Genomic DNA, 25,098 nt, shown 5'->3' with positions numbered 1-25,098 from the left:
ATGAAAATACAATTCATCGACAGAAAATCAGGAAATAAAATTACCGAAACACCACCAGGTGAAGGTTTTTTAAATTTATTATACAATAATCCATTTGGTAAAATGGCACTTTTACCAATTGCAAAACGTAAATTTTTATCTTCTTGGTATGGAAAACGAATGGATAAACCCAATTCAATTACTAAAATTGAAGGTTTTGTAAAGGAATTAGGCATCGATATGAATGAAGCTCAAAAACCAATAAAAGATTATGTTTCTTTTAATGATTTTTTCTACAGAAAACTAAAACGAGGCGCACGTCCTATTGAAAACGGATTTGTTTCTCCTGGAGATGGAAAAATGTTGGCTTTTGAAAACATTGCTGATATTGATAAGTTTTTTGTAAAAGGACGACAATTTACACTAAAAGAATTTTTAGGAAATGATGCTTTAGCCGAAAAGCATAAAAATTCATCGTTAATTATTTTAAGATTAGCGCCAAATGATTATCATCGATATCATTTTCCGTTTAAAGGAACTCCTTCAAAAATGACCAAAATAAAAGGAGATTATTTTTCAGTTTCGCCCTATGCCCTAGCATCTAACTTTACAAAAGTTTTTTGCGAAAACAAACGAGAATACTGCATTTTATCATCCGAAGTAAAAGGAGATATTATTGTAGCCCCTGTTGGTGCTACAATGGTTGGAAGTATTATAGATACATATACACCAAATTCACCTGTAAAAAAAGGTGATGAAATGGGTTATTTTGCTTTTGGAGGATCTACTATTGTTATAATTGTTGATAAAAAGAACTTAAAAATAGATGCCGATATTTTAAAAAACACCAAAAAACGTATTGAAACTTTCGTTAAAATGGGCGAAAAAATAGGTTTATAATCCTTTTTATTTTAACGTTTTCTTTCTTTAAAAATGATTAAAATCTTAAACATATTAACGCATTAATACGTAAATTTGCACAGTTTTATACTTAGCAGATTTACAGATGAAAAAAATCTTTGACATTCTTTACTCTACCCGCTTAACGGCTGTATTATTTTTAATATTTGCCGTAGCCATGGGAGTCGCAACTTTTATAGAAAATGACTTTGGAACACAAACCTCTAAAGCTTTAATTTACAATACTTGGTGGTTTGAATTAATTATGCTCTTTTTTGTTGTCAATTTTTTTGGTAATATTTTTAGATATCGTTTATATAAAAAAGAAAAATGGTCGGTATTATTATTTCACATCTCTTTTTTATTGATTTTAATTGGTGCAGGAATTACCCGTTATATTAGTTTTGAAGGTTTAATGATTATTGATGAAGGAGAAACTACCAATACTTTTTTATCTGATATCAATTATTTAAACGTAGTTATTGATAATAATGAGTTTCAAAAAGAAACAAATAATAAATTATTATTATCAGCTTTAGGAAGTAATTCTGCAAATTTTACAGAATATTTTCAACCTAAAAAAGATAGTGAAAATTACAAAATAAACTTCAATCTTGTTGATTATATTCCTTGGGCTGAAGAAAAATTAGTTGAAGATGAAAATGGTATTGAACATCTTAAGTTTGTAGAAAGTTCTAGCGGAAGCAGACATGAACACTATATTAAAAGAGGTACTATTCAAAATATTCATAATATTTTAGTTGGGTTTGATGCAAAAGAAGATGGTGCTAATATTAATATATTTAAGCAAAATGACTCTTTAAAAATACAAACTAAAGCTGCGGGTAACTATCAAGTAATGGCTACTCAAAGAAAAGGATTCGTAAAAAAAGATACTGTTCAAAATTTTAATCTTCGTTCTTTATATCAAGTTTCAGGGCTTCCGTTTGTGGTTCCTGAACCACCTGTTAAAGGAGAAATGAAAATCCTTAGAGGAGAAAAAAATGATCAAAAATTTGACATGGTTATTTTTGATGTCACTTTTAATGGAAAAACAGAACGCATTAATTTAACTGGTGGAAGTTTTAATGTAGAAGGAAAAGAACAATTTAGTATTGATGGTTTAAACTTTAGAGCTTGGTATGGTTCTAAGCAACGTAAAACACCGTTTAGTGTAAAATTAAATGATTTTCAATTAGAAAAATATCCTGGTTCAGAAAATGCAGCTTCATTTGCAAGTGAAGTTACTATTATAGATAAAAAAGAAACTTTTGATTTTAGAATTTTTATGAATAATATTTTAGACTATAAAGGATACAAATTATTTCAATCTAGTTATAAAATTGAAGGCGATAAAGAACAAACTCACTTATCTATAAATCATGATTTTATAGGTACTTGGGTTACATATATTGGTTACTTCTTATTGTTTTTTGGTTTAATTGCCTCATTATTTGTTAAAAATACACGTTTTGATCATTTAAAAAATTCATTAGAAAAGATAAGAAAAAAGAAAACAATGCTTTCAGTTTTACTATTATTAACAGCTTCTTTAAGTTTTTCTCAACATAAAACATCAGCACCGCAAGAAATATCTGAAGCTCAAATAGATTCTATTTTACAAAAATCAGTAGTTAATAAAGAACATGCCGCTTTATTTAGTGAATTAGTAATACAAGATACTGGCGGACGTATGAAACCCGCACACACATTTGCATCTGAATTAGTTAGAAAGGTAGCACATACAAATAACTTTAAAGACTTAACACCTAGTCAAATTTTAGTATCAATTACAGAATCTCCAATGTTTTGGTTAAATGTTCCTTTTGTTTATCTAGAAGAAGGAAATACCAAAATTCGTGAAATATTAGGTGTTTCAGAAAAAGCTGTATATGCCCGTTTTATTGATTTTTATGATCGTAATGGTACTTCAAAAATTAGTAATTTAGTTGTTGAAGCTCAAAAGAAAAGAATTCAAAGTAAATTTGAAAAAGATGTTGTAAAAATAGAACGTAGAGTTTGGTTACTTTCTCAAGCTTTAGGTGGTGGAATTTTAAGAATCTATCCTATACCTAATAATGATGAAAATAAATGGGTTTCACAACCTGAAACATCAGAAGCAAACTTTAAAGGAACAGATTCTGTTTTTGTAAGACAATCTTTACCTGTTTATTTTCAATTATTACAAGAATCTAAAAAAACTGGTAATTATACAGAAACTAATAAAATTTTAGACGGAATTAAAAAATTTCAAAGAAAATTTGGATCTGAAGTTATTCCTTCTGATGATAGAATTAAATTAGAAATTGCCTATAATGAAGTAAATATATTTGTTAAACTTTCTAAATATTACGGATACGTAAGTTTATTAATGATTGTATTTGTATTTTTTCAAATATTTAATAATAAACCTTGGATTAACTATGTAGTAAAAGGTTTAATTGGTATTGTAATTATACTGTTTATCGCGCATGTTTTAGGATTAGCTTCTAGATGGCATATTAGTGGAAATGCACCTTGGAGTAATGCTTATGAATCGATTATATTCGTAGGGCTTGCAACAATGTTATTTGGTTTATTGTTAGGGAAAAATTCATCTTTAACTATTGCTGCAACAACATTTTTAACAGCGATAATTCTATTTTTTGCACATCAAAACTGGTTAGATCCTGAAATTGCAAATTTAGTACCTGTTTTAAATTCTTGGTGGTTATATGTACACGTATCAATTATTGTAGCGAGTTACGGTCCTTTTTCTTTAGGAATGATTTTAGGGATTTTCTCTTTATTCTTAATAGTTTTCACAAACAAAAAGAATAAAGCTAAAATGAATCTTCATTTAAAAGAATTAACTATAATTAACGAAATGGCAATAACCGTAGGTTTAATTATGCTTGTTATAGGTAACTTTTTAGGTGGTATGTGGGCTAACGAAAGTTGGGGTCGTTATTGGGGATGGGATCCTAAAGAAACATGGGCTTTAGTATCAATAATGGTATATTCTTTTGTGTTACATATGCGTTTAATTCCTGGATTAAGAAGTCGATTCACCTTCAATTTATGGTCTATATTAGCTTATGCTTCTATAATGATGACCTATTTTGGTGTAAATTTTTACTTATCAGGATTACATTCATACGCAAGCGGAGACAAGGTAATTACACCTGCTTCAGCATATTACTCAGTTGGTTTTGTTTTTATTCTTGGGACACTTGCTTGGCTTAAATATAAAAAGTTTTATAAAAAATAAACTCAGTAATTATTTTAACAGAAAAATGTACTTTTGTGCGTAGATTAAAAAGAAAAAAACATGTTCAATAAAAACATAAAACTAATTATAGCTGGATTAATATCATTATGGGCTATTTATGAATTTTCTCAAATTCATATAATGAATGGAATTTCAATTCTTTTACTAGCGGGTATTTTCGTATTTTTCTATTTTAAAAACGAATTTATTTTACTTGCCTTTATGGAATTGCGTAAACAAAATTTTGAAGGAACTAAAAAATGGTTAGATCGTATTAAAGACCCAGCTACAGCATTAATTCCAAAACAAGAAGGTTATTATAATTACTTACATGGAATCATGTTAAGTCAAACAAATATAACTCAAGCTGAAAAATTCTTAAAAAAAGCAGTAAAACTTGGTTTAGCAATGGATCATGATTTAGCTATGGCAAAACTACAATTAGCAGGAATAGCAATGACTAAGCGTAGAAAAAGGGAAGCTACTATTTTAATGGCGGAAGCAAAAAAATTAGATAAGCACGGTATGCTTAAAGAACAAATGCAAATGATGAAACAACAAATGAAGAAAATTTAAGTTTTGTTTAATATTTTGTACTTTTGAAATTAAAAAAATTATGCTAAAAAAAATAGCTTTAAAAGCTTTTGAAAAATATGCTTCTCGATGGGTTGTTTTAATTGTAGATATACTTTTGGTCTGTATATCTTTTATTTTAGCATATACTGTTCGTTTTAACGCTAGTTTAAATTTTGATCTTAATAACTTATATTATCAAGTCCCTTTTATATCATTTATAGCACTAATAAGCTTTCTTACCGTTGGATCTTACCGCGGTATTGTAAGACATACAGGTACACGCGATGCTTTTAACGTTTTTATTGGTGTTACTTTACTTTCAATGATAACTATTAGTATTGTTTTAATAAATAATACGTTTAATATTATTCCAAGTTTTACAATTCCTAAATCGATTGTAATTATTCATTATTTAATTTCTATTTTAGTTTTAATTATTAGTCGCTATGTATTTAAAGCTTTTTTTGAAATAATATCTACAGAGTTAAAAACGATTACAAATGTATTAGTTTATGGAGCTGGAAATTCTGGATTAATAACCTACGGTGCTTTAAATAGAGATACCGAAAACAAATATGAAGTATTAGGTTTTATTGATGATAATGAAAAAAAGACTGGAAAAAAAATAGATAGAATTCGTATTTATAATAGTACAACTATCAATAAAGAATTCATCGAAAGCAAAGAAATTGATGAAGTTATTATTTCTATCCAAAATATAAAATCTGAAAAACTACTTTACCTTACTGATAGATTGTTAGATTTAGGTGTTAAAGTTAAAATTATACCTCCACTTTCAAAATGGATTGATGGAGATTTAGAAGCAAATCAAATTAAAAGCATTAAAATAGATGACTTATTAGATAGGAAACCTATTTCAATAGACAATCCTATAGTTCAAAGAGATGTAAATGACAAAGTTATTTTAGTTACTGGAGCTGCTGGATCTATTGGTTCTGAAATTTCAAGACAACTTAGTTTATATAAACATAAACATTTAGTACTGATTGATCAGGCGGAATCAGCCTTGTATGATCTTCAACAAGAACTTCTTCAAGAAAACAGAAAAAATATTACATTTATAGTTGCCGATGTAAGAGATGAAAAAAGAATCTCAGAAATTTTTAAACAACATAAACCTCAAAAAGTTTTTCATGCTGCTGCTTATAAACATGTCCCTTTAATGGAAACAAGTCCTTATGAAGCTGTTAAAATAAATATTGCAGGTACAAAAAATATTGCTGATTTATCAATAAAATATAATGTTGAGCGTTTTGTAATGGTATCAACAGACAAGGCAGTAAACCCGACAAATGTTATGGGTGCTACTAAAAGAGTTGCAGAAATGTACATCAGTTGTTTAAGTCATTCTGAAAATCACACAACAAAATTTACAATTACAAGATTTGGAAATGTTTTAGGTTCTAACGGTTCTGTTATTCCTCTTTTTAAACGTCAAATTGAAAATGGTGGACCTTTAACTGTTACTCATAAAGATATTACACGTTATTTTATGACCATACCTGAAGCTTGTTGTTTAGTACTTGAAGCAGGTACAATGGGTAATGGTGGGGAAATTTATATTTTTGATATGGGTAATTCTGTAAAAATCTATGAAATTGCTAAAAGAATGATTCATTTATCAGGATTAAATTTTCCAGAAGATATTGATATAAAAATAACTGGATTAAGACCTGGTGAAAAATTATATGAAGAGCTTTTAGCAAATGGAGAAAATACAACACCAACCTACCGTGAAAAGATAATGATTGCTAAAAACCAAAAACTAGATACATTAGTTATTAGTAATAAAATATCAGATTTATGTATTGCGAATAAAGAACATAATAATCAAAAAACAGTACAACTTATTAAATATATTGTTCCTGAATACAAATCAAAAAATTCAGTTTACGAAAAATTAGATATTACAAAAGGTTAAAAATTTATCTAAAAAAAATATTTTAAGTCTAGTTTATTGAAACTATCTGGTAACAATAAAAAGCAGATGATATATAAATATATCATCTGCTTTTTATTGTTCTAAAAAATAGTATAATTTGGTTTTAGTCAATATATTTTTAACAAAATTTCACTACTCTTTCCAAAGCCATACCTCTTGACCCTTTAATCAAAATAGATTTTTTATTTAAAGGATTTTCTTGCAAATAGTTCTTTAAGTCATCAAAAGTCTTAAACATAAAGTGTTTATTTTCTGTTTTATAAAAATTTTCACCTACAAAAAATAATTTATCAAAATTAAAACTTGTAGCTAAATCAACAATCGATTGATGTTCCTTATCACTATATTCACCTAATTCAAACATATCACCAAGAATAATTACTTTAGAATTAGCACTAAATACTTTAAAGCTTTCTAATGCAGCTTCCATACTTGTTGGATTTGCATTATATGCATCAAGTATTATTTTATTACAATCAGTATCAATTACTTGTGACCGATTATTTGAAGGAAAATAGTTTTCAAGAGATTCTTTAATTTTTTTTACAGGAACATTAAAAAAAGTACCAATAGTAATAGCAGCACATATATTCGAAAAATTATATGTTCCAATTAAATTTGTCGCTATTTGTATCGATTTAAATGATAATTTCACAAACGGACTTGCATCAAGAAGAATAAGTGAATCTTCAAATAAAATTATCGAAGCATTTTTAGTTTTTTCTATCTGAATAGCATCTTTTGAATTTACGAAAACCTTTTTATTATTTTTAATTAAATAATCATACAACTCTGATTTTGCCTTTACAACACCTTCTAAAGAACCAAAACCTTCTAAATGTGCACTTCCAAAGTTAGTAATATACCCGTAATCTGGATTTATCATTTTTGATAAAAAAGCAATTTCATTAAGGTGATTTGCACCCATTTCAACAATTCCTATTTCGGTAGCTTTCGTCATCGATAATAGTGTTAATGGCACTCCTATATGGTTATTTAAATTACCCTTTGTAGCTGTTGTATTATATTTTAAAGATAATACTGTATTAATTAACTCCTTGGTTGTTGTTTTCCCGTTACTACCTGTTATAGCAATAATAGGAATTGCTAATATTTTACGATGATAACTAGCCAACTCTTGAAGTGTTTTTAATACATCTTCAACCAAAATAATAGCATCAGAAGTTTTAAACTCAGACTCATCAATAATAGCAAATTTAGCACCTTTTTTTAATGCATCATTAGCAAATTTATTTCCATTAAAATTATCACCTTTTAAAGCAAAAAACAAAGTGTTTTTTCTGATATTTCTTGTATCCGTGTCAACTAAACCATGTTGAATATATAATTTATATAAATCTGCTATCTTCATATTGTAAAAATAAAAAACCTCATTGAAAATTCAATGAGGTTTTAGTATATAAAATTTAATCGTTTATCTTTTATTCATTGAATACTTTGGTGTAGGTGTCTTACGTTTATTCAACATCATTGGTCCCATTTTATCAGTAGCACATCTAAAACCGATAAAGTTTGTAGCCATATACTCTGGAAAATATCTTCTTTGAGCTGGATCTAACCAATACTCTCTATCTGCCCAAGCACCACCTTTGTAAACTCTAGATTTATCACTAATTAAAGTAGCTCTTGTTTTTGAATCATACTTATAGTTATCAACTACATTACCTAAAGAATCTCTATCTGCTTCAGGTTTTTCAGGTGAGTTATACATTCTAGACATCTCTCCTAATTGATCTTTATCTAATTGATAATCCTTAGAAGAAGCTTGATCTCCATCTCCTAAACTTGAATTATCTGCTAAATTATAGTTTCTTCTCATATAAGTATCTTCCTTCGTTATAGGAATAAACTTAACGCTACCAGGTAATTCTTTTGGTACGATTCTTCCGTTTTCTAAAGTATCATATTCTATTTCACCTAATTCATCACCAACAATAACTACTTTACCATTCTGATCTATTAATTTCTTAGTAAAAATATTTCCTCTAAAATAATTAAAGTCATTTGCTTCAGAATCAATTATAGGACGATATACATCTTGTACCCATTCTGCAACGTTACCTGACATATCAAATAATCCGAAAGCATTTGGAGGATAACTTGCTGCTGCATTAGGAATATCCGATCCATCACTACTCCAACCTGCAATACCACTATAATCTCCTTTTCCTTGTTTAAAGTTTCCTAATTGGTCACCTCTTCTTCTTTTATCTCTATCACGAGTATATTTACCGTTCCAAGCATATTTTTTTCTACCACGGATATTGTTATACTCACGGTTTTCAAAAATTGCTTTTGCAGCATATTCCCATTCAACTTCAGTAGGAAGTCTAAATTTCTGAGCTAAAATACCATCTGATGAAGTAACTTGTCTTCCAGAAAACTTATCTTTATCTGGTTTAGGGTCTCCTTTTTTTCTTGGTACAGGAATTCCTTTTTTATAAATTGTTGAATCACCTTCAAACAATGCATATGGATTTGTTAAATAAGTATCGGTATCAAAATTATTTTTACCTTTAAAACTTAATGAATCTTCTTTAAAAATATTTTTAATAACACCTTTATCCATTAGAATTTTTAAATTCACAGCATTTGTACGCCACTTACAATATTTATTAGCTTGTAACCAACTAACACCTACTACAGGGTATTCTGCATAAGAAGGGTGTCTTAAATAACTTTCTGATAATAAATTCGTATTTCCTAATCCTTTTCTCCAAACTAAAGTATCTGGTAAAACAGATTGATAAATATTTTTAAATTGAGCTTCTTCTGGAGGAAAAACATCTTTTGTATACTGCATAAATAAACCGTATTCAGCATTTGTAACTTCTGTTTCATCCATATAAAAAGAACGAACGTGCATTTTTTGAGGTGTAGTATTCCAATCGAACATTACATCATCCTGTACTAATCCCATAGTAAAACTTCCACCTTCTATGTGAGTCATTCCTGGGGGGATCTCTTTTCCTTTCTTATCTTCTCCTTTAATGTATCCACCATAATTTGGATCATTAAAGTTCCATCCGGTTAATGATGATTTACTTGAACTATTACTTTTACAGGAAGCAACTAATAATGTCGTGATAACCAATAAACTAAATAATTTTAACGTGCTTTTCATGTGTTTTTAACTATTTTAAGGCTGGCGCAATTTACAATATTTCTTATTCCTAACAACTAATTTATATATAAATTGAAACATAAACAGACTTATTCTTAAAATTAGAAACGAATGTTTTTGATATTTAGTATTAAAGTTATATTAAAAAAATAAAAAATAAAACTTTAAATAATATTATTTAGCTAATTACAAGAGTACTTTTAACTTAAAATATTAGAGAATAATTACATTTACAAATGAATTTATAAAAAATTACAATAATTAATTATACCTACCGTTTTACTTAAACCTATTAATTCACTTTTTATAAGAAAACCTTATATTTGTTCAACTAAATAATTCAAAATATTACATTAAAAAAATTAATCTTTTTTTTGTCTATTGCTTTTCTATCCTTTCAAATTAAAGCGCAAACTAAAACGCAAATTACAACAGCAACCCCGTTTTTATTAATATCAACTGATGCTCGTGCTGGGGGTATGGCCGATATAGGTGTAGCAACATCTTCAGATGCTTTTTCTATTTTTCATAACCCTGCTAAAACCGCTTTCAATAAAAATAAAGTAAGTGTTGGTTTAAATTACACGCCTTGGTTAAGTAATTTAACTAATGATATATTTGTTGGAAATCTTTCATATGTTAATAGGTTTAAAGAAAATGCAGCTTGGGGAGTAGATGTTAAATATTTTTCTCTTGGAAAAATTGAGCTTAATAAGCTAGGTAATGATGATAAGCTTATTAATTTAGGTTATAAAAATCCAAGTGAATTTGCTATTACAGGTATTTACTCAATGAAATTAAGTGAAAAATTTTCAATGGGTATTGGCTTAAAGTACATCAATTCAAACTTAGATGTTGATGACAATAGTATTAGTGCTATAAATACTTTTGCTGTTGATGTTTCTGGTTATTATCAATCAGATGAAAGAAATTATGGGAATTTTAATGGTCGTTACCGTTTAGGTTTTAATATTACAAATATTGGTCCTAAAGTAGAGTATACTCCTGGAACTGAAAATTTTATTCCTACTAATGCTAAATTAGGTGGTGGTTTTGATTTTATAATCGATAGTAAAAACATATTAGGACTTAATTTAGAATTTAATAAATTATTAGTTCCTTCAACTCCAGGGTCAACTAGAGGTTGGTTCGATGGAATGTTCACTTCTTTAAGCGATAGACCTTTTAGTGAAGAGCTTCAAGAAACAACTTGGGCATTAGGTACTGAGTATTTATACAATAATGCATTTGCACTTAGAGCTGGTTATTTTCAATGAAAGTAAAGAAAAAGGACAAAGACAATTTTTAAGCTTAGGTACAGGATTTAAAGCTAAAGCATTTAATATTGATTTATCATATTTAGTAAATACATCAGAAATTAATAATCCTTTAGAAAGCACATTACGCTTTTCTTTATCATTTGATTTAGGTGAACTTTACGACAATTATTAAAGTTTAGTTTTTTAATATCATAATATAAAAGCAGTCTTTTAAAAGGCTGCTTTTTTTGACTAAAACTATTTATTATGGAAAAATTAGAATTAAAAACTTCTGTTACCGTTTATGAAAATCTAGCCGAATTAACACAAGACGACACCCTATTAATGAATAAAGCTATTGAAGCAAGAACAAAAGCTTATGCTCCATATTCAAAATTTAAAGTTGGTGCTGCTTTTTTATTAGAAAATGGTGAAATTATCTTAGGAAATAATCAAGAAAATGCTGCTTATCCATCAGGAATGTGTGCCGAAAGAGTTGGTGTTTGGAAAGTTAGTTCGGAATTCCCTGGAATAAAAATAAAAAAATTAGCAATTACTGCTGCTTCGGAAAACTTAACGGTAAACAAACCTGTAGGTCCTTGTGGAGGTTGTAGACAAACATTATCGGAATATGAAATAAATCAAAAAGAACCGATAGAAGTATTATTTATGGGAGAAATTGGTAAAATTGTAAAAACAGCTTCCCTCCTTTCTTTGTTACCTTTTTCATTTGATAGTTCTTACTTGTAATTAAATATCAACAATAAAAAGAAGATTAGTATTAATAATAACTAATTATATCCCTATTTTTTTAAGAAATCTACAATTATCTAAAAAAGAACATTCATTAAAGCTTAAATCTAATTTTAAATGCTTTACTTGTATTCTTAATCAAAAAAATTATAATGACATCAGCAGTAATTACAGGAACAGGTTCATACATTCCTTCTATCAAAAAAGAAAATAATCAATTTTTAGAAAGTTCATTTTTAAATGCTGATGGAACTTCTTTTAAAAATAATAATGCTGTTATTATTGAAAAATTTAAATCAATAACAGGTATTGAAGAGCGTCGTTATGCCAAGAATGAATATACATCTTCTGATTTAGGTTATTTAGCAGCTAAAAAAGCTATTGAAGATTCTAATATCAATCCTGAAAATTTAGATTATATAATATTTGCTCATAATTTTGGTGATGTCAAAAAAGGTACAATCCAAAGTGATATGTTACCAAGTTTAGCGAGTCGTGTAAAACATTTATTAGAGATAGAGAACCCGAATTGTGTTGCTTACGATCTTTTATTCGGATGTCCTGGTTGGGTTGAAGGTGTTATTCAGGCACAAGCATTTATTAAAGCAGGTATCGCCAAAAAATGTTTAATTATTGGTAGTGAAACATTATCAAGAGTTGTTGATGAGTATGATCGTGACTCTATGATTTATAGTGATGGTGCTGGAGCTTGTATTTTAGAAAAAAAAGAAGGAAGTAATAACGGAATTTTAAGTCATGCTACGCAAACATATACCAAAGAAGAAGCTTATTTTTTATTTTTTGGAAGCTCTTTTAATCCGAATTTAGATAAAGATGTTCGTTATTTAAAAATGCACGGACGTAAAATTTATGAATTTGCCTTAAAAAATGTGCCCGAAGCAATGAAAACTGCTTTAGATAAAAGTGGTATTGAAATTGACGAAGTTAAAAAAATATTTATCCATCAAGCCAATGAAAAAATGGATGATGCCATCATTAAACGTTTTTATAAACTTCATTGAAAAAACCGTTCCTCAAGGAATAACACCCGTGACTATTCATGAATTAGGAAACAGTTCTGTTGCAACAGTACCTACTTTATTAGATATGGTTTTGAAAGGAAATATAGAAAATCAGGAAGTAAAAAAAGGAGATGTAATCATCCTTGCTTCTGTAGGTTCAGGAATGAATATAAACGCAATTGTTTATCGCCATTAAAAAAGTTTAAAAAATCTAAAATCAAATACTTAAAATCTGAAACCTAAGTACTATTTTTGCGTATGCAACAACACAACGTACTTATTTTAGATTTCGGATCGCAATACACACAACTTATTGCACGCCGAGTGAGAGAATTGAACATTTACTGTGAAATTCATCCGTATAACAAAATTCCAACAAATTTAAACGACTTTAAAGCTGTAATTCTTTCTGGTAGCCCAAACTCTGTTCGTTCAGAAGCGGTTTTACATCCAGATTTAGCAGAAATTAGAGGTAAAAAACCTGTATTAGCTGTTTGTTATGGAGCGCAATACTTAGCTCACTTTTCTGGTGGATTAGTAGCACCTTCAAATACAAGAGAATATGGTAGAGCTAATTTATCTTTTGTAAAAGAAGGAGAAGCTTTTCTTAAAGGAATTTCAATAGGAAGTCAAGTTTGGATGAGTCATTCAGATACTATTAAAAATTTACCAACAAACGGAACTTTATTAGCAAGCACAAACGATGTAGAAAATGCTGCTTATAAAATTGAAGGAGAATCAACATACGCAATTCAGTTTCACCCAGAAGTATATCATTCTACAGATGGTAAACAATTATTACAAAACTTTTTAGTTGACATCGCTGATGTAGCTCAAACTTGGACTCCTGATTCTTTTGTTGATGAAACAGTTGCTGGTATAAAAGCAAAAGTTGGAAACGACAAAGTAGTTTTAGGATTGTCTGGAGGCGTAGATTCTACCGTAGCAGCTGTATTATTACACAAAGCAATTGGAGCAAACTTACACTGTATTTTTGTTAACAATGGTTTATTACGTAAAAATGAATATACCGATGTATTAAAGCAATACGAAGGAATGGGCTTAAACGTAAAAGGAGTTGATGCTTCGGCACGTTTTATGAAAGAACTTGAAGGATTAAGTGATCCTGAAGAAAAACGTAAGGCTATTGGTAAAGCTTTTATTGATGTTTTTGATGCTGAAGCAAATCAAATTGAAAATGCAAAATGGTTAGCTCAAGGAACTATTTACCCTGATGTAATTGAATCTGTTTCTGTAAACGGAGGTCCATCAGCAACTATTAAAAGTCATCATAATGTAGGTGGTTTACCTGACTTTATGAAGTTAAAAATAGTTGAACCTTTAAGAATGATCTTTAAAGACGAAGTTCGTCGTGTAGGAGCTTCTATGGGAATTGATAAAGACTTATTAGGTCGTCACCCTTTTCCTGGTCCTGGATTAGCTATTCGTATTTTAGGTGATATTACTGAAGAAAAAGTACGTATTTTACAAGAAGTAGATGCTGTTTTTATCAACGGATTAAAAGAAGATGGTTTATACGACAAAGTATGGCAAGCCGGAGCAATTTTATTACCAGTAAACTCTGTTGGAGTTATGGGTGATGAAAGAACTTATGAAAAAGTAGTTGCTTTACGTGCCGTTGAAAGTACTGATGGTATGACTGCTGATTGGGTAAATTTACCTTATGAGTTTTTACAAAAAATATCAAACAAAATAATAAATAACGTAAAAGGTGTTAACAGAGTTGTTTACGACATAAGCTCTAAACCACCTGCTACAATTGAATGGGAATAAATTCCTTACACTAAAAAGCTACTAGATGAAGAAGTTACAATTTTTACTTTTAATTTGCATTTTAACATTCACCGTTTCTTGCGGTCAGCAGAAAAGGTATATCTCTTATAAAGTTCAAAAAGGAGAAACAATGCGAGACATTGCAAACCGATTGAATATAAAGACTAGGGATTTATTACGTTTAAATCCTGATGTTGGCAGACGACCAAGTGCAAATACAGTAATTGTAATTCCAAATACGGAAACAAAAAAAGGAACTTCTTCATCTAATATAGCCAAAGAAAAAGAGGTTATTACCGATAAATCTGAAGATAAAATTTCAGAAAACCCTGTTGCTATTGACAGTATTAAAACTGTTTTTAAACAAACCATTTATGAGTATAAAACTCATACAGTAAAAGCAGGTGAAACAGTATATCGAATTACAAAAGAATACAATGTTTCTAAGAATGACTTAATAAAATGGAATCCTAACTATCCAGGTATTCAAAAGAATATTCTAAATGTTGGAGAAGTTTTAAATGTAAATGCTATTGAAAAATCAATAACAATTGACAGAAAAGAAGTTTTAGAACAGTTTTTAACTCACACCGTAAAAAGTAAAGAAACCGTTTATAGTTTAACTCGGTTTTATAATATTTCAAAAGAAGAATTAGTTCGTTTAAATCCTGAATATGCCGAAATAGCGAACAATCAATTATCAGTTGGTCAGTTATTAAAAATAAAATCAATTGGAGATGTAAATCCAAATGAAAACTATTCTTTTTATAAAGATCATATTGAGGAAAACACAAGTATTAACTTATCTATTTTACTTCCTTTTAAAGCAAAAGAATACACTGAAGCTAATGCTGTTGATATTTTCAGTAAAGAAAAAAATAGCTCGGCTAAATTAGCAAATATGGTTACTGACTTTTATTTAGGTTCAGAAATAGCTATCGATTCGATAAAAAAACAAGGTATCAATATAAATGTAAATCTTTTTGATACCGGAAATAGAGGTAAAAATATTACTTCAATATTAGCTGAAGAGAAATTAAAAGATACTGATGTTGTTATTGGTCCTTTTTATTCAGATAAAGCAGAAGTTATTGCGCGTAAAATTAATGTTCCTGTAATATTCCCTCACTTTTCTAGTAGCCAAGACAAATTTTCAGCAACTAAACTAATTAAAACTGCTCCTGATAAAAAGAACTATACTGATTATTTAATTTCTCATTTAAAAGAAACTTATAATGGGCAACAAATTTTTGTAGTAGGTGATGGAGAACATGATTCTAATAGTAAAATATATAAAATTGTACCTCAATTAAAAAGTCATGATTCTATTAAAAAAATACATGTTCTAAAACCTACAAAAGGATATATTAAAAGATCATTATTTACTAGTAAAATGACTCCTAAAAAAGATAACTGGGTGATTATAACATCAAACGATAATGTAGCTATTGCTGATGTTTTAAATAGTATGATTGGTATTCCTGATAATGTAAAAGTGCGTGTTTTTGCCGTAGAAAAACATAAATCGTACGATAAAATAGAAAATAATAAATTAGCAAGTGTTGATTTTACATATGTATCAGATGCTTTTACTGATGAATCTTCAAAAGATGTAATAACTTTCAATAAAAAATATTACAAAAAAAACAATACAATTCCTTCAGATTACGCTATTAAAGGTTTTGATATTACTTATGATGTTTTAATGAGATTAGCATCAGGAAATGAACTATTAGATACTTTTAATAAAGGAGTATCTCTTCGTTTAGAAAACAAATTTGATTATCAGAAAAGCTCAGGAAGTATGAGTAATAAAGGTTTATTTATTGTAAAATATAATAAAGATCTTAGCTTAACTAGACTGAAATAAACAATTTACATTATGTAATTAAGTTACATAAAAAAGCGCACATTTAAAATGTGCGCTTTTTTTATTGTTTTGTCTAGTTTTTAAAATAAAGTAAAAATCTCTAGCCCCGATTGAAGCATTTGTTTGAGCTCTTTTTTTGATTTTTCTTCAAAAAAAAGCGAGTGCGGAAAGCGGGAAATTGCTTCAAATAAAATTACAACTTCTTTTTTTGCTATGTTTCCTAACCATTCTTGATTATGCAAATACCATTGAATTGTTTTTTGAATACCTTCTTCAAATTGTAAAGAAGGCTTCCAACCTAAGTCATTTTTAAGTTTTGATGAATCAATAGCATATCGATAATCATGTCCTGCCCTATCAGTAACGTATGTAATTAAATAATCAGAAGTACCTATTTCATTTTGCAGTGCAATATCTACTTCTTTAATTAATAGCTTAATTAAATCAATATTTTTCCATTCATTATCGCCACCAATATTATAAGTTTGACCTGTTTTTCCTTGATGAAAAATCACATCAATTGCCATTGCATGATCTTCTACATATAACCAATCTCTAATATTTTCGCCTTTTCCGTAAACAGGTAATATTTTTTTATTGATGATGTTATCGATAAAAAGAGGAATTAACTTCTCTGGAAATTGATTTGGTCCATAATTATTAGAACAATTAGAAATTACAATTGGCAAACCATAAGTATCATGAAAAGCTCTTACAAAATGATCAGATGATGCTTTTGATGCAGAATAAGGCGAATGAGGATCGTAAGCTGTTTTTTCAGTAAAAAAACCTATTTCTTTTAAACTTCCGTAAACCTCATCTGTAGAAATATGATAAAATAATTTGTCTTCAAAATTATTTTTCCAGCTATTTTTGGCATTTTCTAACAGGTTTAAAGTTCCAAAAACATTTGTTTTAACAAACGAAAATGGGTCTGAAATAGAACGGTCAACATGCGATTCCGCAGCCAAATGAATTACAGCATCTATATTATAATCTTCAAAAATACTTTTAACTAAAACTTCATCACAAATATCTCCTTTTATAAAAGTGTAATTTAAATTATCTTCAACATCTGTTAAATTACCTAGATTTCCTGCATAGGTTAAAGCATCTAAATTAATAATTTGATATGTTGGATATTTATTCGAAAATAACCGAACAACACGTGAACCAATAAATCCTGCACCGCCTGTAATTAAAATACTTTTCATTAAAAGAATTGTTTATTAGATAGATTTCAAATTTACAATTCTTAAAGTATTTAATTAAAAAGGAGAATCAAAGTTTTCAAATGTTCCTAAAATTTCATCTTTTGCTGATAAAATTATTTTTTCTTGCTCAATATTCCAATCGATATTAAATGTTTTATCGTTCCATAAAATACCATCTTCATGCGAAGGAGCGTATTTATTATCTACTTTATACGAAAAAATAGCTTCTTCGGATAAAACCACAAAACCATGCGCAAAACCTCTTGGAACAAATAATTGTTTTTTATTTTCTTCGGATAAAAAAACACTAATGTGTTTACCGTAAGTAGCTGATTTTTTTCTTAAATCGACTACAACATCTAAAACTTTTCCTTTATTGCATCGCACTAATTTTGCTTGTGCAAAGGGTGGTTTTTGAAAATGCAAACCTCTTAAAACTCCAAAAGTAGATTTTGATTCGTTATCTTGAATAAAATTAGTCGTTTCTATATTTTCTCCTATATTGGCATCAAATTTTTCTTGACTAAACGATTCATAAAAATAACCTCTTTCATCTTTAAAAATAGTTGGTTCAATAATAACCACATCAGCAATTACTGTTTTAATAAACTTCATTTAGGCTTCTTTTACTAAGTTTAATAAATATTGTCCGTAGCCATTCTTTTTTAACGGTTCAGCTAATTCACGTACTTTTTCTTTAGAAATATAGCCCATATATAAAGCGATTTCTTCCAAACAAGCTACTTTTAAACCTTGTCTTTTTTCGATGGTTTCAATAAATTGACTTGCCTCTAATAATGAATCGTGTGTACCTGTATCGAGCCAAGCAAAACCACGTCCCATAAGTTGAACTTTTAGTTGTTTATCTTTTAAATACTGTTGATTTACAGACGTAATTTCTAACTCTCCTCTTTCTGAAGGAACTACTTTTTTTGCTATTTTGATAACATTATTCGGATAAAAATACAATCCAACAACTGCATAATTTGACTTCGGATTTTCAGGTTTTTCAATAATTGATATTGCGTTTCCATTATCATCAAAATCAACGACTCCGTAACGTTTTGCATCTTTTACATAATAGCCGAAAATAGTTGCTTTTTTATCATTTTGAACATTATTAATTGCAGATGATAACATTTCTGGCAATCCGTGACCGTAAAAAATATTATCGCCTAAAATTAAGGAAACATCATCATTTCCTATAAATTTTTCTCCAATGATAAAAGCTTGTGCTAATCCATCTGGAGATGGTTGTTCGGCATAAGTTAACGTTATTCCTAAATCAGTTCCATCGCCTAATAATTTTTCAAAATTAGGTAAATCATTAGGTGTTGAAATAATAAGAATTTCTTTGATACCTGCAAGCATCAAAACTGATAACGGATAATAAATCATCGGTTTATCGTACACAGGAAGTAATTGTTTTGATACTCCTTTTGTAATCGGATATAAGCGTGTTCCTGATCCGCCTGCTAAAATAATGCCTTTCATTTTTTTATGATAATATCGTCTAATTTATAAAAAATAAGCTCAAGAATTACCTTGAGCTTATTTTTTATATACTTTATTATTAAATCTTTTTTAGTAATTATTTTTTCAATAATTTATGTACAGCTTCTTGAATTCTGTTTCTATCATCAGCTGTTAAATTTGAACCTGAAGGCAAACATAATCCATCATTAAATAATTTTTCAGATACATCAGTTCCATAATAATCAGTACTTTCAAAAACTGGTTGCAAATGCATTGGCTTCCATAAAGGGCGAGATTCTATATTGTCTTCTAATAAACTTAATCTCAAATCTTCTCTAGAAAATCCTGTGATATTTTCATCAACAATAATAGCACTTAACCAATGATTTGAATAATAATCTTTGGTTGGTTCTTTAAATACAGTTATGCCATCAACATCTTTAAATAACTCTTGATAAAATTCATTGTTAGCTCTTCGATAACCAATGTGTTTATCTAAAACTTCCATTTGTCCTCTACCAATACCCGCAACAACGTTACTCATTCTGTAGTTATACCCTACTTCTGAATGTTGATAATGTGGTGCATCATCTCTTGCTTGTGTTGCTAAAAAAATGGCTTTTTGTTTATCTTTTTCAGATTTACAAACTAAAGCACCTCCGCCTGATGTGGTAATAATTTTATTTCCATTAAATGATAATATTCCAAAATCGCCAAAAGTTCCACATTTCTGCCCTTTGTAAGTAGCACCTAATGCTTCGGCGGCATCTTCAATTAAAGAAATATCATATTTTTTTGAAATTGCTAAAATTTCATCCATTTTTGCAGGCATTCCATATAAATGAACTACAATAATAGCTTTAGGTTTTTTTCCTTTTGATATTCCTTTTTCAATAGCTTCTTCTAAGGCTATCGGACACATATTCCAAGTATCTTTTTCACTATCGATAAAAACAGGGTTTGCACCTTGATATTTAATCGGATTTGCCGATGCTGAAAAAGTCATACTCTGACAAATAACGTCATCATTTAAACCAACTTCTGATAATATTAAAGCTAAATGTATTGCTGATGTTCCTGAAACTAAACAAGCAACATTTGACTTTTCGCCGATATAATTTTCTAAATCTTTTTCAAATCCGTTTACATTTGGTCCAAGTGGTGCTATCCAATTCGTATCAAATGCTTCTTGCACGTATTTTTGTTCTGAACCTCCCATATGTGGAGAAGAAAGCCAAATTTTATTTTTCATATTAAAATTATAATGATTTTGTTATATTTAATAATCTATCACATTTAGCAAAAGCAACTCCAGCTTTGTAATTATTATGTTTATCGACATCCTTTACACCTAAAAGCCAATCTAAATATATAGCTGGTGTATTAACACCTGCTTCATGTGAAAATGGATACCCTCCTCCAAACCTAGGGTTTAATTCTAATACGTAGAAATACTTTCCATCTGAAAAAACATCACAATCAAGATTTCCAATATGTTTTAATTTTTCACCGATAATACGCCCTATGTTAGATATTTTTTCATTGATTACAGATACCGCTTTATCTGTTTCTCCAGACCTCATTGATAACTTTTCTCTAAGAAAAGTATTATAATAATTACCTTCAAAATCGTTTAAAACGTCCATCCCGTATTCAATTCCCTTGATTTTCTCTTGTATTAATATTGCTCTTCCTAAATCTTCTTTACTTGCTGTTGCAAGTATACTCTTCTTCAATTTATTGCTCTGAAGTTGATATACTAAATTAAGTTCCTCTTCATCCTCTGCAAAATCGACTGCTATTGAACCACTTCCCCATCTTGGTTTAACCACTACAGGGTACTTTAATTCTCCATTAACTAAAGCTTCTTTAGCTTTAGCTAACTCGATATAAGTTTTAGGTGTTTTTAAACCATTTTTTTCTAAAAATTCAACCGTTTTCCATTTATCAAAAGCTATATTAATAACCTCTGAATTTGAGACAATAGGCATTACGCCTAATTCTAAAAATCTGTCTTTATTTGATGAAAAAATAGGTAACTCTAAATCATTTAATGAAATAACTGCTTTAATATTATATTCTTTTACTTTATCAAGAATAAAATCAATATACCCTTCATCATAAATTGATGGGGCTATTATAGCTTTGTCTGCATCAATTAAAGCAGGTGCCGTTGCTTGCATATCAGCCGCATAAACCAAGCCCTTTTCCCCTAAAGTTTCTTTGAAATAATTGATTAGATAATTTCTTCTACCTGCGCATGTAAATAGTATGTTCATAGTTTATATTTCTAATTGAATATTAGTTGTAGAATAGGGCATTTTTTCCCAATCATTTCTTAATAATCCATATATGCATCTATCAATATTTTTACCATCCTTAAACTTGTGTTGTCTAAGTTTCCCTTCTAATTCAAAGCCTAATTTGATATACAAATCATTAGCTTTTGTATTAAAATCGTTCGTATATAAATATATTTTATTAATATTATAATTCGTAAAAGCCCAGTTTAAACTAAATACTGTTGCTTTCTTTCCAAATCCACGACCTTGAAATTCTGGATTTACAAAAATATAGAATTCTACTAATTGATTTTGCAAATCTAACGAGGTTAGTCCTGTCATTGCAACAACATCATTATCTTGAGAAAACACAAAATCAATTCTTGAACTATCTTTAGTTATTTTTTCATACCACTTTTGTGTTTGTTCAATATCAATAGGATATTGCATATTTAAAAAAGAATAAATTTCAGGTTTATTGAGCCAATTAACTCTTTCTTGTAAATGCCTTGAATTTATTCTAAAAACTTTCATTTTTTTCATCTTTTAATTTTTTCACTGGCTGAATACTTATATCTTTTGATGATAGTACTTTTGATATTGTTTTAAGAAAAATTTTAACATCTAAAGAAAAAGAAATATTCTCTACATAATCCACATCATATTTAAATTTTTCTTTCCAAGAAATTGTGTTTCTCCCATTTACTTGTGCTAACCCAGTAATACCAGGTTTTACAGAATGTCTTGTTTTCTCTAAATCGTTATACAATTCCAAATAAGATACCAACAATGGTCTTGGTCCAATTAAACTCATATCTCCTTTTAAAACATTTAATAGTTGAGGAATTTCATCTAATGATGTTTTACGAACAAAATTTCCAACCTTTGTTAATCTTTCCGAATCGGGTAATAAGTTCCCATTAATATCTTTTTTATCGTTCATTGTTTTGAACTTTATAATTTTAAACAACTTCTCATCTTTACCAGGACGAACTTGAAAGAAAAAAGGTTTTCCACTATTAGCAATAGCAAGAAATAAAACTAATCCTAAAAAAACAGGAAATAAAATTGTAAAACCAATAACCGTTAGTAATAAATCTAAAACCCTTTTAAAAATATTTTTATACATAGTTATATCTTTTTATAATTATTCATTACATACCTTCTTTTACCAGAACGAAGTAAAGGTATTTTATCAACTTTTTCAAATTGTAAATCTGCATCTTTTCCTATCAAATTCTTGATTATTTCAGAAAACAATATTTCATCAATTTCTATATCTGAAACATATTTTAAAAGGTATTTTTTCTGCTCTTCTTGAATAAACTGAAAAGTATCCAAATAATCTTGTGTATTCCAAAATAAGTTTACGATATGAAATGAATTTAATATTTCACCTGATGTATCATAAAGACTATCTACCAAACGACCGTCAATATTATTCATCCATAGTAATGAATTTTTATATTTATCAATTTTATCATACGATGACAAATCTCCTGTATCATAACGAATAATTGGCATTGCTAAATTACATAAATCAGTAATTACCACACGTCCCTGTTCACCAGGTAATACAGGTTCATCACTATCAATTTTTAATATCTCAAGCCAAATATCAGGCCAATTTATTCTAAATTTTGACGAATCTTCAATAATTTGCTGAGAAATAATTCCATTTTCCTCGTTTGAATAACGAGAATATACAGGTGCTGAAAAAGCTTTAGAAATATAATTCCTGTCAGAATCTGAAAGATGTTCGCTACCTGTTATGATAGCATTAACTCCTTCAACCTTTTTATCTTTTAACTTTTGGCTGTAAGCAACAAAAGAAGATACATAACCTAATAAATAGTTATTAGAAGTATCTAGGTTCTTAAAAAAAAAATCCATATTTGATTTGGTAGCACTACAGTTTTGCATTACCATATTCTTTTTTAACCTTGTAAAAAAAGACATATTATTTAAATCATTCCATGCTCGAAAATAAAACATTTTATCTCCAATATTGTAGCCTAACTCCCTATAATGGTAAATAAGTGATACATGGTTACACAAAACTTTATAAGGACTATAATACACAAAAAAAGGTGTTCCTGTTGAACCACTCGTATGATATTGAGTTAATTTGGATATATCATAATCAGGACTAATAAAATTTTCTTGCTGTTGCCTAATAACATCTTTAGTAACTACAGGATAATTTTGTAAAGAATTATGATTAATCCCATTGTAAAAGGGGATTTTTTTAGCACTATATTTTAACACCTTATTCAATCTTCTACATTGCTCCTGATATGAAGACTCATCATATTTAGAAAACATGAGTTTTTCATATTTTAAATACTCCTTTTTAACTGGGCTTCCCTTGAGAAAATCAATTAGATTAAATCCTAATTCTCTTATATTCATAATACTTTACCTTTGACATTTAACAAAATCTTATACTCTTCTAACAATGCATTCCAAACTACACTTTGTTTGTAATAATTTACAATCATTTTTCGGCTATTCTGTTGTAATTGAGAATTTAAATTTTCGTTTTCTAGCATTTGAAGCATTGCTTTACTTAATACTTCTACACTTTTCACTGAAACTATTAGACCATTTTTATTTTCTTCAATTATTTCATTACATCCATTTATATCTGATACTATACTTGGCAATCCCATAGCACCTGCTTGCATAACTACGTTAGGAAATCCTTCTCTATAACTAGGAAATGTTAAAGCATCTGCAATTGCAAAATAGGGTCTAACATCCTTTTGATAACCTACTGCAATAATATTAGTATCTTCATCTATTAACTTTATGGTTTTTTCATCTAAAGGATCTAATTCTCTTTCTTCTGGTCCTACTAATAGTAATTTAACTGATTTACTTGTATTATCTTTTATTTGCTGAAAAGCCTCAACCAACTCATTAATTCCTTTATCACTTACTAACCTACCAACAAATATAAAAACAAAATCTTGCTGTTTAATCCCTAATGATTCTTTTAATTCTGTTTTGGTAATTTCACTTATTTGCTTAGGACTAAAGTGTTCTACATTAATTCCATTAGAAGAACCATTAGCAATTACCTTCAATTTATTTTTTGAAGTAAATTTTTGTTCTAAAATAAAATCATATAAGCCTTTAGAATTAGGGTATATTTTGGTAGCACAAGCATAAGTTAATTTTTCTACGGCATTTAATAAGTATCGTTTTTTACCTGTGGCTTCCATTAGTGGTAACCCTGCAATGGTGTGTAAACGATATGGTACACCTGCTAATTTTGCAGCCATCATACCGATAGTTCCTGCTTTCGGGGTATGACTATGTACAATTTCTGGTTTTTCTTTTTTCAAAAACCGATACATTTTCCATAATGATTTTAAATCTTGAAGAGGGGTTATTTTACGAGACATATCTATACCTTCTACTCGTATTTGTTCTTCGATTGCTACTTGTTGTAATCGTTCCCCTTTAGAAGAAACACCAACCACTTCAAAGCCATTTTCCGACATAAATTTAGATTGCCCTTTTAACAAGCTATTTAATGAGCCTGGTACGGTGGTAATTCTTATTATTTTTGGTTTTTTCATTTATTGCAAGGTTCCGTTTTAGTGTTTA

The 25,098-nt window shown here is 28.7% G+C and carries 20 protein-coding genes and 1 pseudogene; 10 read left to right on the top strand and 11 right to left on the bottom strand.

Annotated features, from left to right (window positions below):
- From PG913_RS02705 to PG913_RS02690, 4 genes are all read left to right on the top strand, one after another.
- A complete protein-coding gene (locus PG913_RS02705) occupies nucleotides 1–879 on the top strand; it encodes a phosphatidylserine decarboxylase (RefSeq protein ID WP_271231514.1) in 879 nt (292 codons plus the stop codon).
- A gap of 106 nt (nucleotides 880–985) precedes the next feature.
- Nucleotides 986–4,129 (top strand): cytochrome c biogenesis protein CcsA, encoded by a 3,144-nt coding sequence (gene ccsA, locus PG913_RS02700; protein ID WP_271231513.1) that lies wholly within the window; start codon nucleotides 986–988, stop codon nucleotides 4,127–4,129.
- Nucleotides 4,130–4,189: 60 nt separating this feature from the next.
- Complete coding sequence (locus PG913_RS02695; protein ID WP_271231512.1) at nucleotides 4,190–4,705, top strand: DUF2892 domain-containing protein; 516 nt, start codon at nucleotides 4,190–4,192, stop codon at nucleotides 4,703–4,705.
- 40 nt (nucleotides 4,706–4,745) lie between these two features.
- Complete coding sequence (locus PG913_RS02690; protein ID WP_271231511.1) at nucleotides 4,746–6,647, top strand: polysaccharide biosynthesis protein; 1,902 nt, start codon at nucleotides 4,746–4,748, stop codon at nucleotides 6,645–6,647.
- A 139-nt stretch (nucleotides 6,648–6,786) separates the two neighbouring features.
- Here PG913_RS02690 and PG913_RS02685 read toward each other — a convergent pair whose 3' ends face one another.
- Nucleotides 6,787–8,040, bottom strand: a complete 1,254-nt coding sequence (locus PG913_RS02685; RefSeq protein WP_271231510.1) for a UDP-N-acetylmuramoyl-tripeptide--D-alanyl-D-alanine ligase — start codon at nucleotides 8,038–8,040, stop codon at nucleotides 6,787–6,789.
- Nucleotides 8,041–8,103: 63 nt separating this feature from the next.
- Complete coding sequence (gldJ, locus tag PG913_RS02680) at nucleotides 8,104–9,813, bottom strand: gliding motility lipoprotein GldJ (RefSeq protein ID WP_271231509.1); 1,710 nt, start codon at nucleotides 9,811–9,813, stop codon at nucleotides 8,104–8,106.
- A gap of 374 nt (nucleotides 9,814–10,187) precedes the next feature.
- Between gldJ and porV the strand changes: the two genes are divergently transcribed.
- The 6 genes and pseudogenes from porV (at nucleotide 10,188) to PG913_RS02655 (ending at nucleotide 16,511) form a co-directional block, all read left to right on the top strand.
- A complete protein-coding gene (porV, locus tag PG913_RS02675; protein WP_333780781.1) occupies nucleotides 10,188–11,090 on the top strand; it encodes a type IX secretion system outer membrane channel protein PorV in 903 nt (300 codons plus the stop codon).
- Nucleotides 11,062–11,265, top strand: a complete 204-nt coding sequence (locus PG913_RS12850) for a hypothetical protein (protein WP_333780780.1) — start codon at nucleotides 11,062–11,064, stop codon at nucleotides 11,263–11,265. Before porV ends, PG913_RS12850 begins: the two co-directional genes overlap by 29 nt.
- Nucleotides 11,266–11,339: 74 nt before the next feature.
- Nucleotides 11,340–11,822 (top strand): cytidine deaminase, encoded by a 483-nt coding sequence (locus PG913_RS02670; RefSeq protein WP_271231508.1) that lies wholly within the window; start codon nucleotides 11,340–11,342, stop codon nucleotides 11,820–11,822.
- 155 nt (nucleotides 11,823–11,977) lie between these two features.
- Nucleotides 11,978–13,043: pseudogene (locus PG913_RS02665) on the top strand (3-oxoacyl-ACP synthase III family protein).
- Between the two features lie 62 nt (nucleotides 13,044–13,105).
- Nucleotides 13,106–14,641 (top strand): glutamine-hydrolyzing GMP synthase, encoded by a 1,536-nt coding sequence (gene guaA, locus PG913_RS02660; RefSeq protein ID WP_271231507.1) that lies wholly within the window; start codon nucleotides 13,106–13,108, stop codon nucleotides 14,639–14,641.
- Nucleotides 14,642–14,771: 130 nt separating this feature from the next.
- On the top strand, nucleotides 14,772–16,511 hold the full coding sequence (locus tag PG913_RS02655; protein ID WP_408648495.1) for a LysM peptidoglycan-binding domain-containing protein: 1,740 nt from the start codon (nucleotides 14,772–14,774) through the stop codon (nucleotides 16,509–16,511).
- An 80-nt stretch (nucleotides 16,512–16,591) separates the two neighbouring features.
- On the opposite strand, the gene rfbB is transcribed toward PG913_RS02655, so the two are convergent.
- The 9 genes from rfbB to PG913_RS02610 form a co-directional block, all read right to left on the bottom strand.
- Nucleotides 16,592–17,725 (bottom strand): dTDP-glucose 4,6-dehydratase, encoded by a 1,134-nt coding sequence (rfbB, locus tag PG913_RS02650; protein WP_271231505.1) that lies wholly within the window; start codon nucleotides 17,723–17,725, stop codon nucleotides 16,592–16,594.
- Between the two features lie 54 nt (nucleotides 17,726–17,779).
- The gene (gene rfbC / locus PG913_RS02645; protein WP_271231504.1) at nucleotides 17,780–18,340 is read right to left on the bottom strand and encodes a dTDP-4-dehydrorhamnose 3,5-epimerase; all 561 of its coding nucleotides are present in this window, start codon (nucleotides 18,338–18,340) and stop codon (nucleotides 17,780–17,782) included.
- Nucleotides 18,341–19,219, bottom strand: a complete 879-nt coding sequence (rfbA, locus tag PG913_RS02640; RefSeq protein ID WP_271231503.1) for a glucose-1-phosphate thymidylyltransferase RfbA — start codon at nucleotides 19,217–19,219, stop codon at nucleotides 18,341–18,343. It lies immediately after the preceding gene.
- Between the two features lie 97 nt (nucleotides 19,220–19,316).
- A complete protein-coding gene (locus tag PG913_RS02635; protein ID WP_271231502.1) occupies nucleotides 19,317–20,453 on the bottom strand; it encodes a DegT/DnrJ/EryC1/StrS family aminotransferase in 1,137 nt (378 codons plus the stop codon).
- A gap of 7 nt (nucleotides 20,454–20,460) precedes the next feature.
- Nucleotides 20,461–21,480, bottom strand: coding sequence for an ATP-grasp domain-containing protein (locus tag PG913_RS02630; RefSeq protein ID WP_271231501.1), 1,020 nt, complete (start codon nucleotides 21,478–21,480; stop codon nucleotides 20,461–20,463).
- Nucleotides 21,481–21,483: 3 nt separating this feature from the next.
- Entirely contained in the window at nucleotides 21,484–22,026 is a 543-nt protein-coding gene (locus PG913_RS02625) for a GNAT family N-acetyltransferase (RefSeq protein WP_271231500.1), read from the bottom strand.
- On the bottom strand, nucleotides 22,004–22,612 hold the full coding sequence (locus tag PG913_RS02620) for a sugar transferase (protein ID WP_271231499.1): 609 nt from the start codon (nucleotides 22,610–22,612) through the stop codon (nucleotides 22,004–22,006). The genes PG913_RS02625 and PG913_RS02620 overlap by 23 nt, the downstream gene beginning before the upstream one ends.
- 2 nt (nucleotides 22,613–22,614) lie before the next feature.
- Nucleotides 22,615–23,808 (bottom strand): phenylacetate--CoA ligase family protein, encoded by a 1,194-nt coding sequence (locus tag PG913_RS02615; protein WP_271231498.1) that lies wholly within the window; start codon nucleotides 23,806–23,808, stop codon nucleotides 22,615–22,617.
- A gap of 83 nt (nucleotides 23,809–23,891) precedes the next feature.
- On the bottom strand, nucleotides 23,892–25,070 hold the full coding sequence (locus PG913_RS02610; RefSeq protein WP_271231497.1) for a glycosyltransferase family 4 protein: 1,179 nt from the start codon (nucleotides 25,068–25,070) through the stop codon (nucleotides 23,892–23,894).
- Nucleotides 25,071–25,098: the final 28 nt, after the last annotated feature.

The organism is Tenacibaculum pacificus (genome assembly GCF_027941775.1).
Classification (GTDB): Bacteria; Bacteroidota; Bacteroidia; order Flavobacteriales; family Flavobacteriaceae; genus Polaribacter; species Polaribacter pacificus_A.
The sequence above is the reverse complement of the archived record's forward strand: the minus strand, read 5'-3'. Positions and strand labels throughout refer to the sequence as shown.

Coding starts and splice junctions, on each gene's coding strand:
- PG913_RS02705 (WP_271231514.1), top strand. CDS start 1: ATGAAAATACAATTCATCGACAGAAAATCAGGAAATAAAATTACCGAA.
- ccsA (WP_271231513.1), top strand. CDS start 986: ATGAAAAAAATCTTTGACATTCTTTACTCTACCCGCTTAACGGCTGTA.
- PG913_RS02695 (WP_271231512.1), top strand. CDS start 4,190: ATGTTCAATAAAAACATAAAACTAATTATAGCTGGATTAATATCATTA.
- PG913_RS02690 (WP_271231511.1), top strand. CDS start 4,746: ATGCTAAAAAAAATAGCTTTAAAAGCTTTTGAAAAATATGCTTCTCGA.
- PG913_RS02685 (WP_271231510.1), bottom strand. CDS start 8,040: ATGAAGATAGCAGATTTATATAAATTATATATTCAACATGGTTTAGTT.
- gldJ (WP_271231509.1), bottom strand. CDS start 9,813: ATGAAAAGCACGTTAAAATTATTTAGTTTATTGGTTATCACGACATTA.
- PG913_RS02670 (WP_271231508.1), top strand. CDS start 11,340: ATGGAAAAATTAGAATTAAAAACTTCTGTTACCGTTTATGAAAATCTA.
- guaA (WP_271231507.1), top strand. CDS start 13,106: ATGCAACAACACAACGTACTTATTTTAGATTTCGGATCGCAATACACA.
- PG913_RS02655 (WP_408648495.1), top strand. CDS start 14,772: ATGCGAGACATTGCAAACCGATTGAATATAAAGACTAGGGATTTATTA.
- rfbB (WP_271231505.1), bottom strand. CDS start 17,725: ATGAAAAGTATTTTAATTACAGGCGGTGCAGGATTTATTGGTTCACGT.
- rfbC (WP_271231504.1), bottom strand. CDS start 18,340: ATGAAGTTTATTAAAACAGTAATTGCTGATGTGGTTATTATTGAACCA.
- rfbA (WP_271231503.1), bottom strand. CDS start 19,219: ATGAAAGGCATTATTTTAGCAGGCGGATCAGGAACACGCTTATATCCG.
- PG913_RS02635 (WP_271231502.1), bottom strand. CDS start 20,453: ATGAAAAATAAAATTTGGCTTTCTTCTCCACATATGGGAGGTTCAGAA.
- PG913_RS02630 (WP_271231501.1), bottom strand. CDS start 21,480: ATGAACATACTATTTACATGCGCAGGTAGAAGAAATTATCTAATCAAT.
- PG913_RS02625 (WP_271231500.1), bottom strand. CDS start 22,026: ATGAAAAAAATGAAAGTTTTTAGAATAAATTCAAGGCATTTACAAGAA.
- PG913_RS02620 (WP_271231499.1), bottom strand. CDS start 22,612: ATGTATAAAAATATTTTTAAAAGGGTTTTAGATTTATTACTAACGGTT.
- PG913_RS02615 (WP_271231498.1), bottom strand. CDS start 23,808: ATGTTTTCTAAATATGATGAGTCTTCATATCAGGAGCAATGTAGAAGA.
- PG913_RS02610 (WP_271231497.1), bottom strand. CDS start 25,070: ATGAAAAAACCAAAAATAATAAGAATTACCACCGTACCAGGCTCATTA.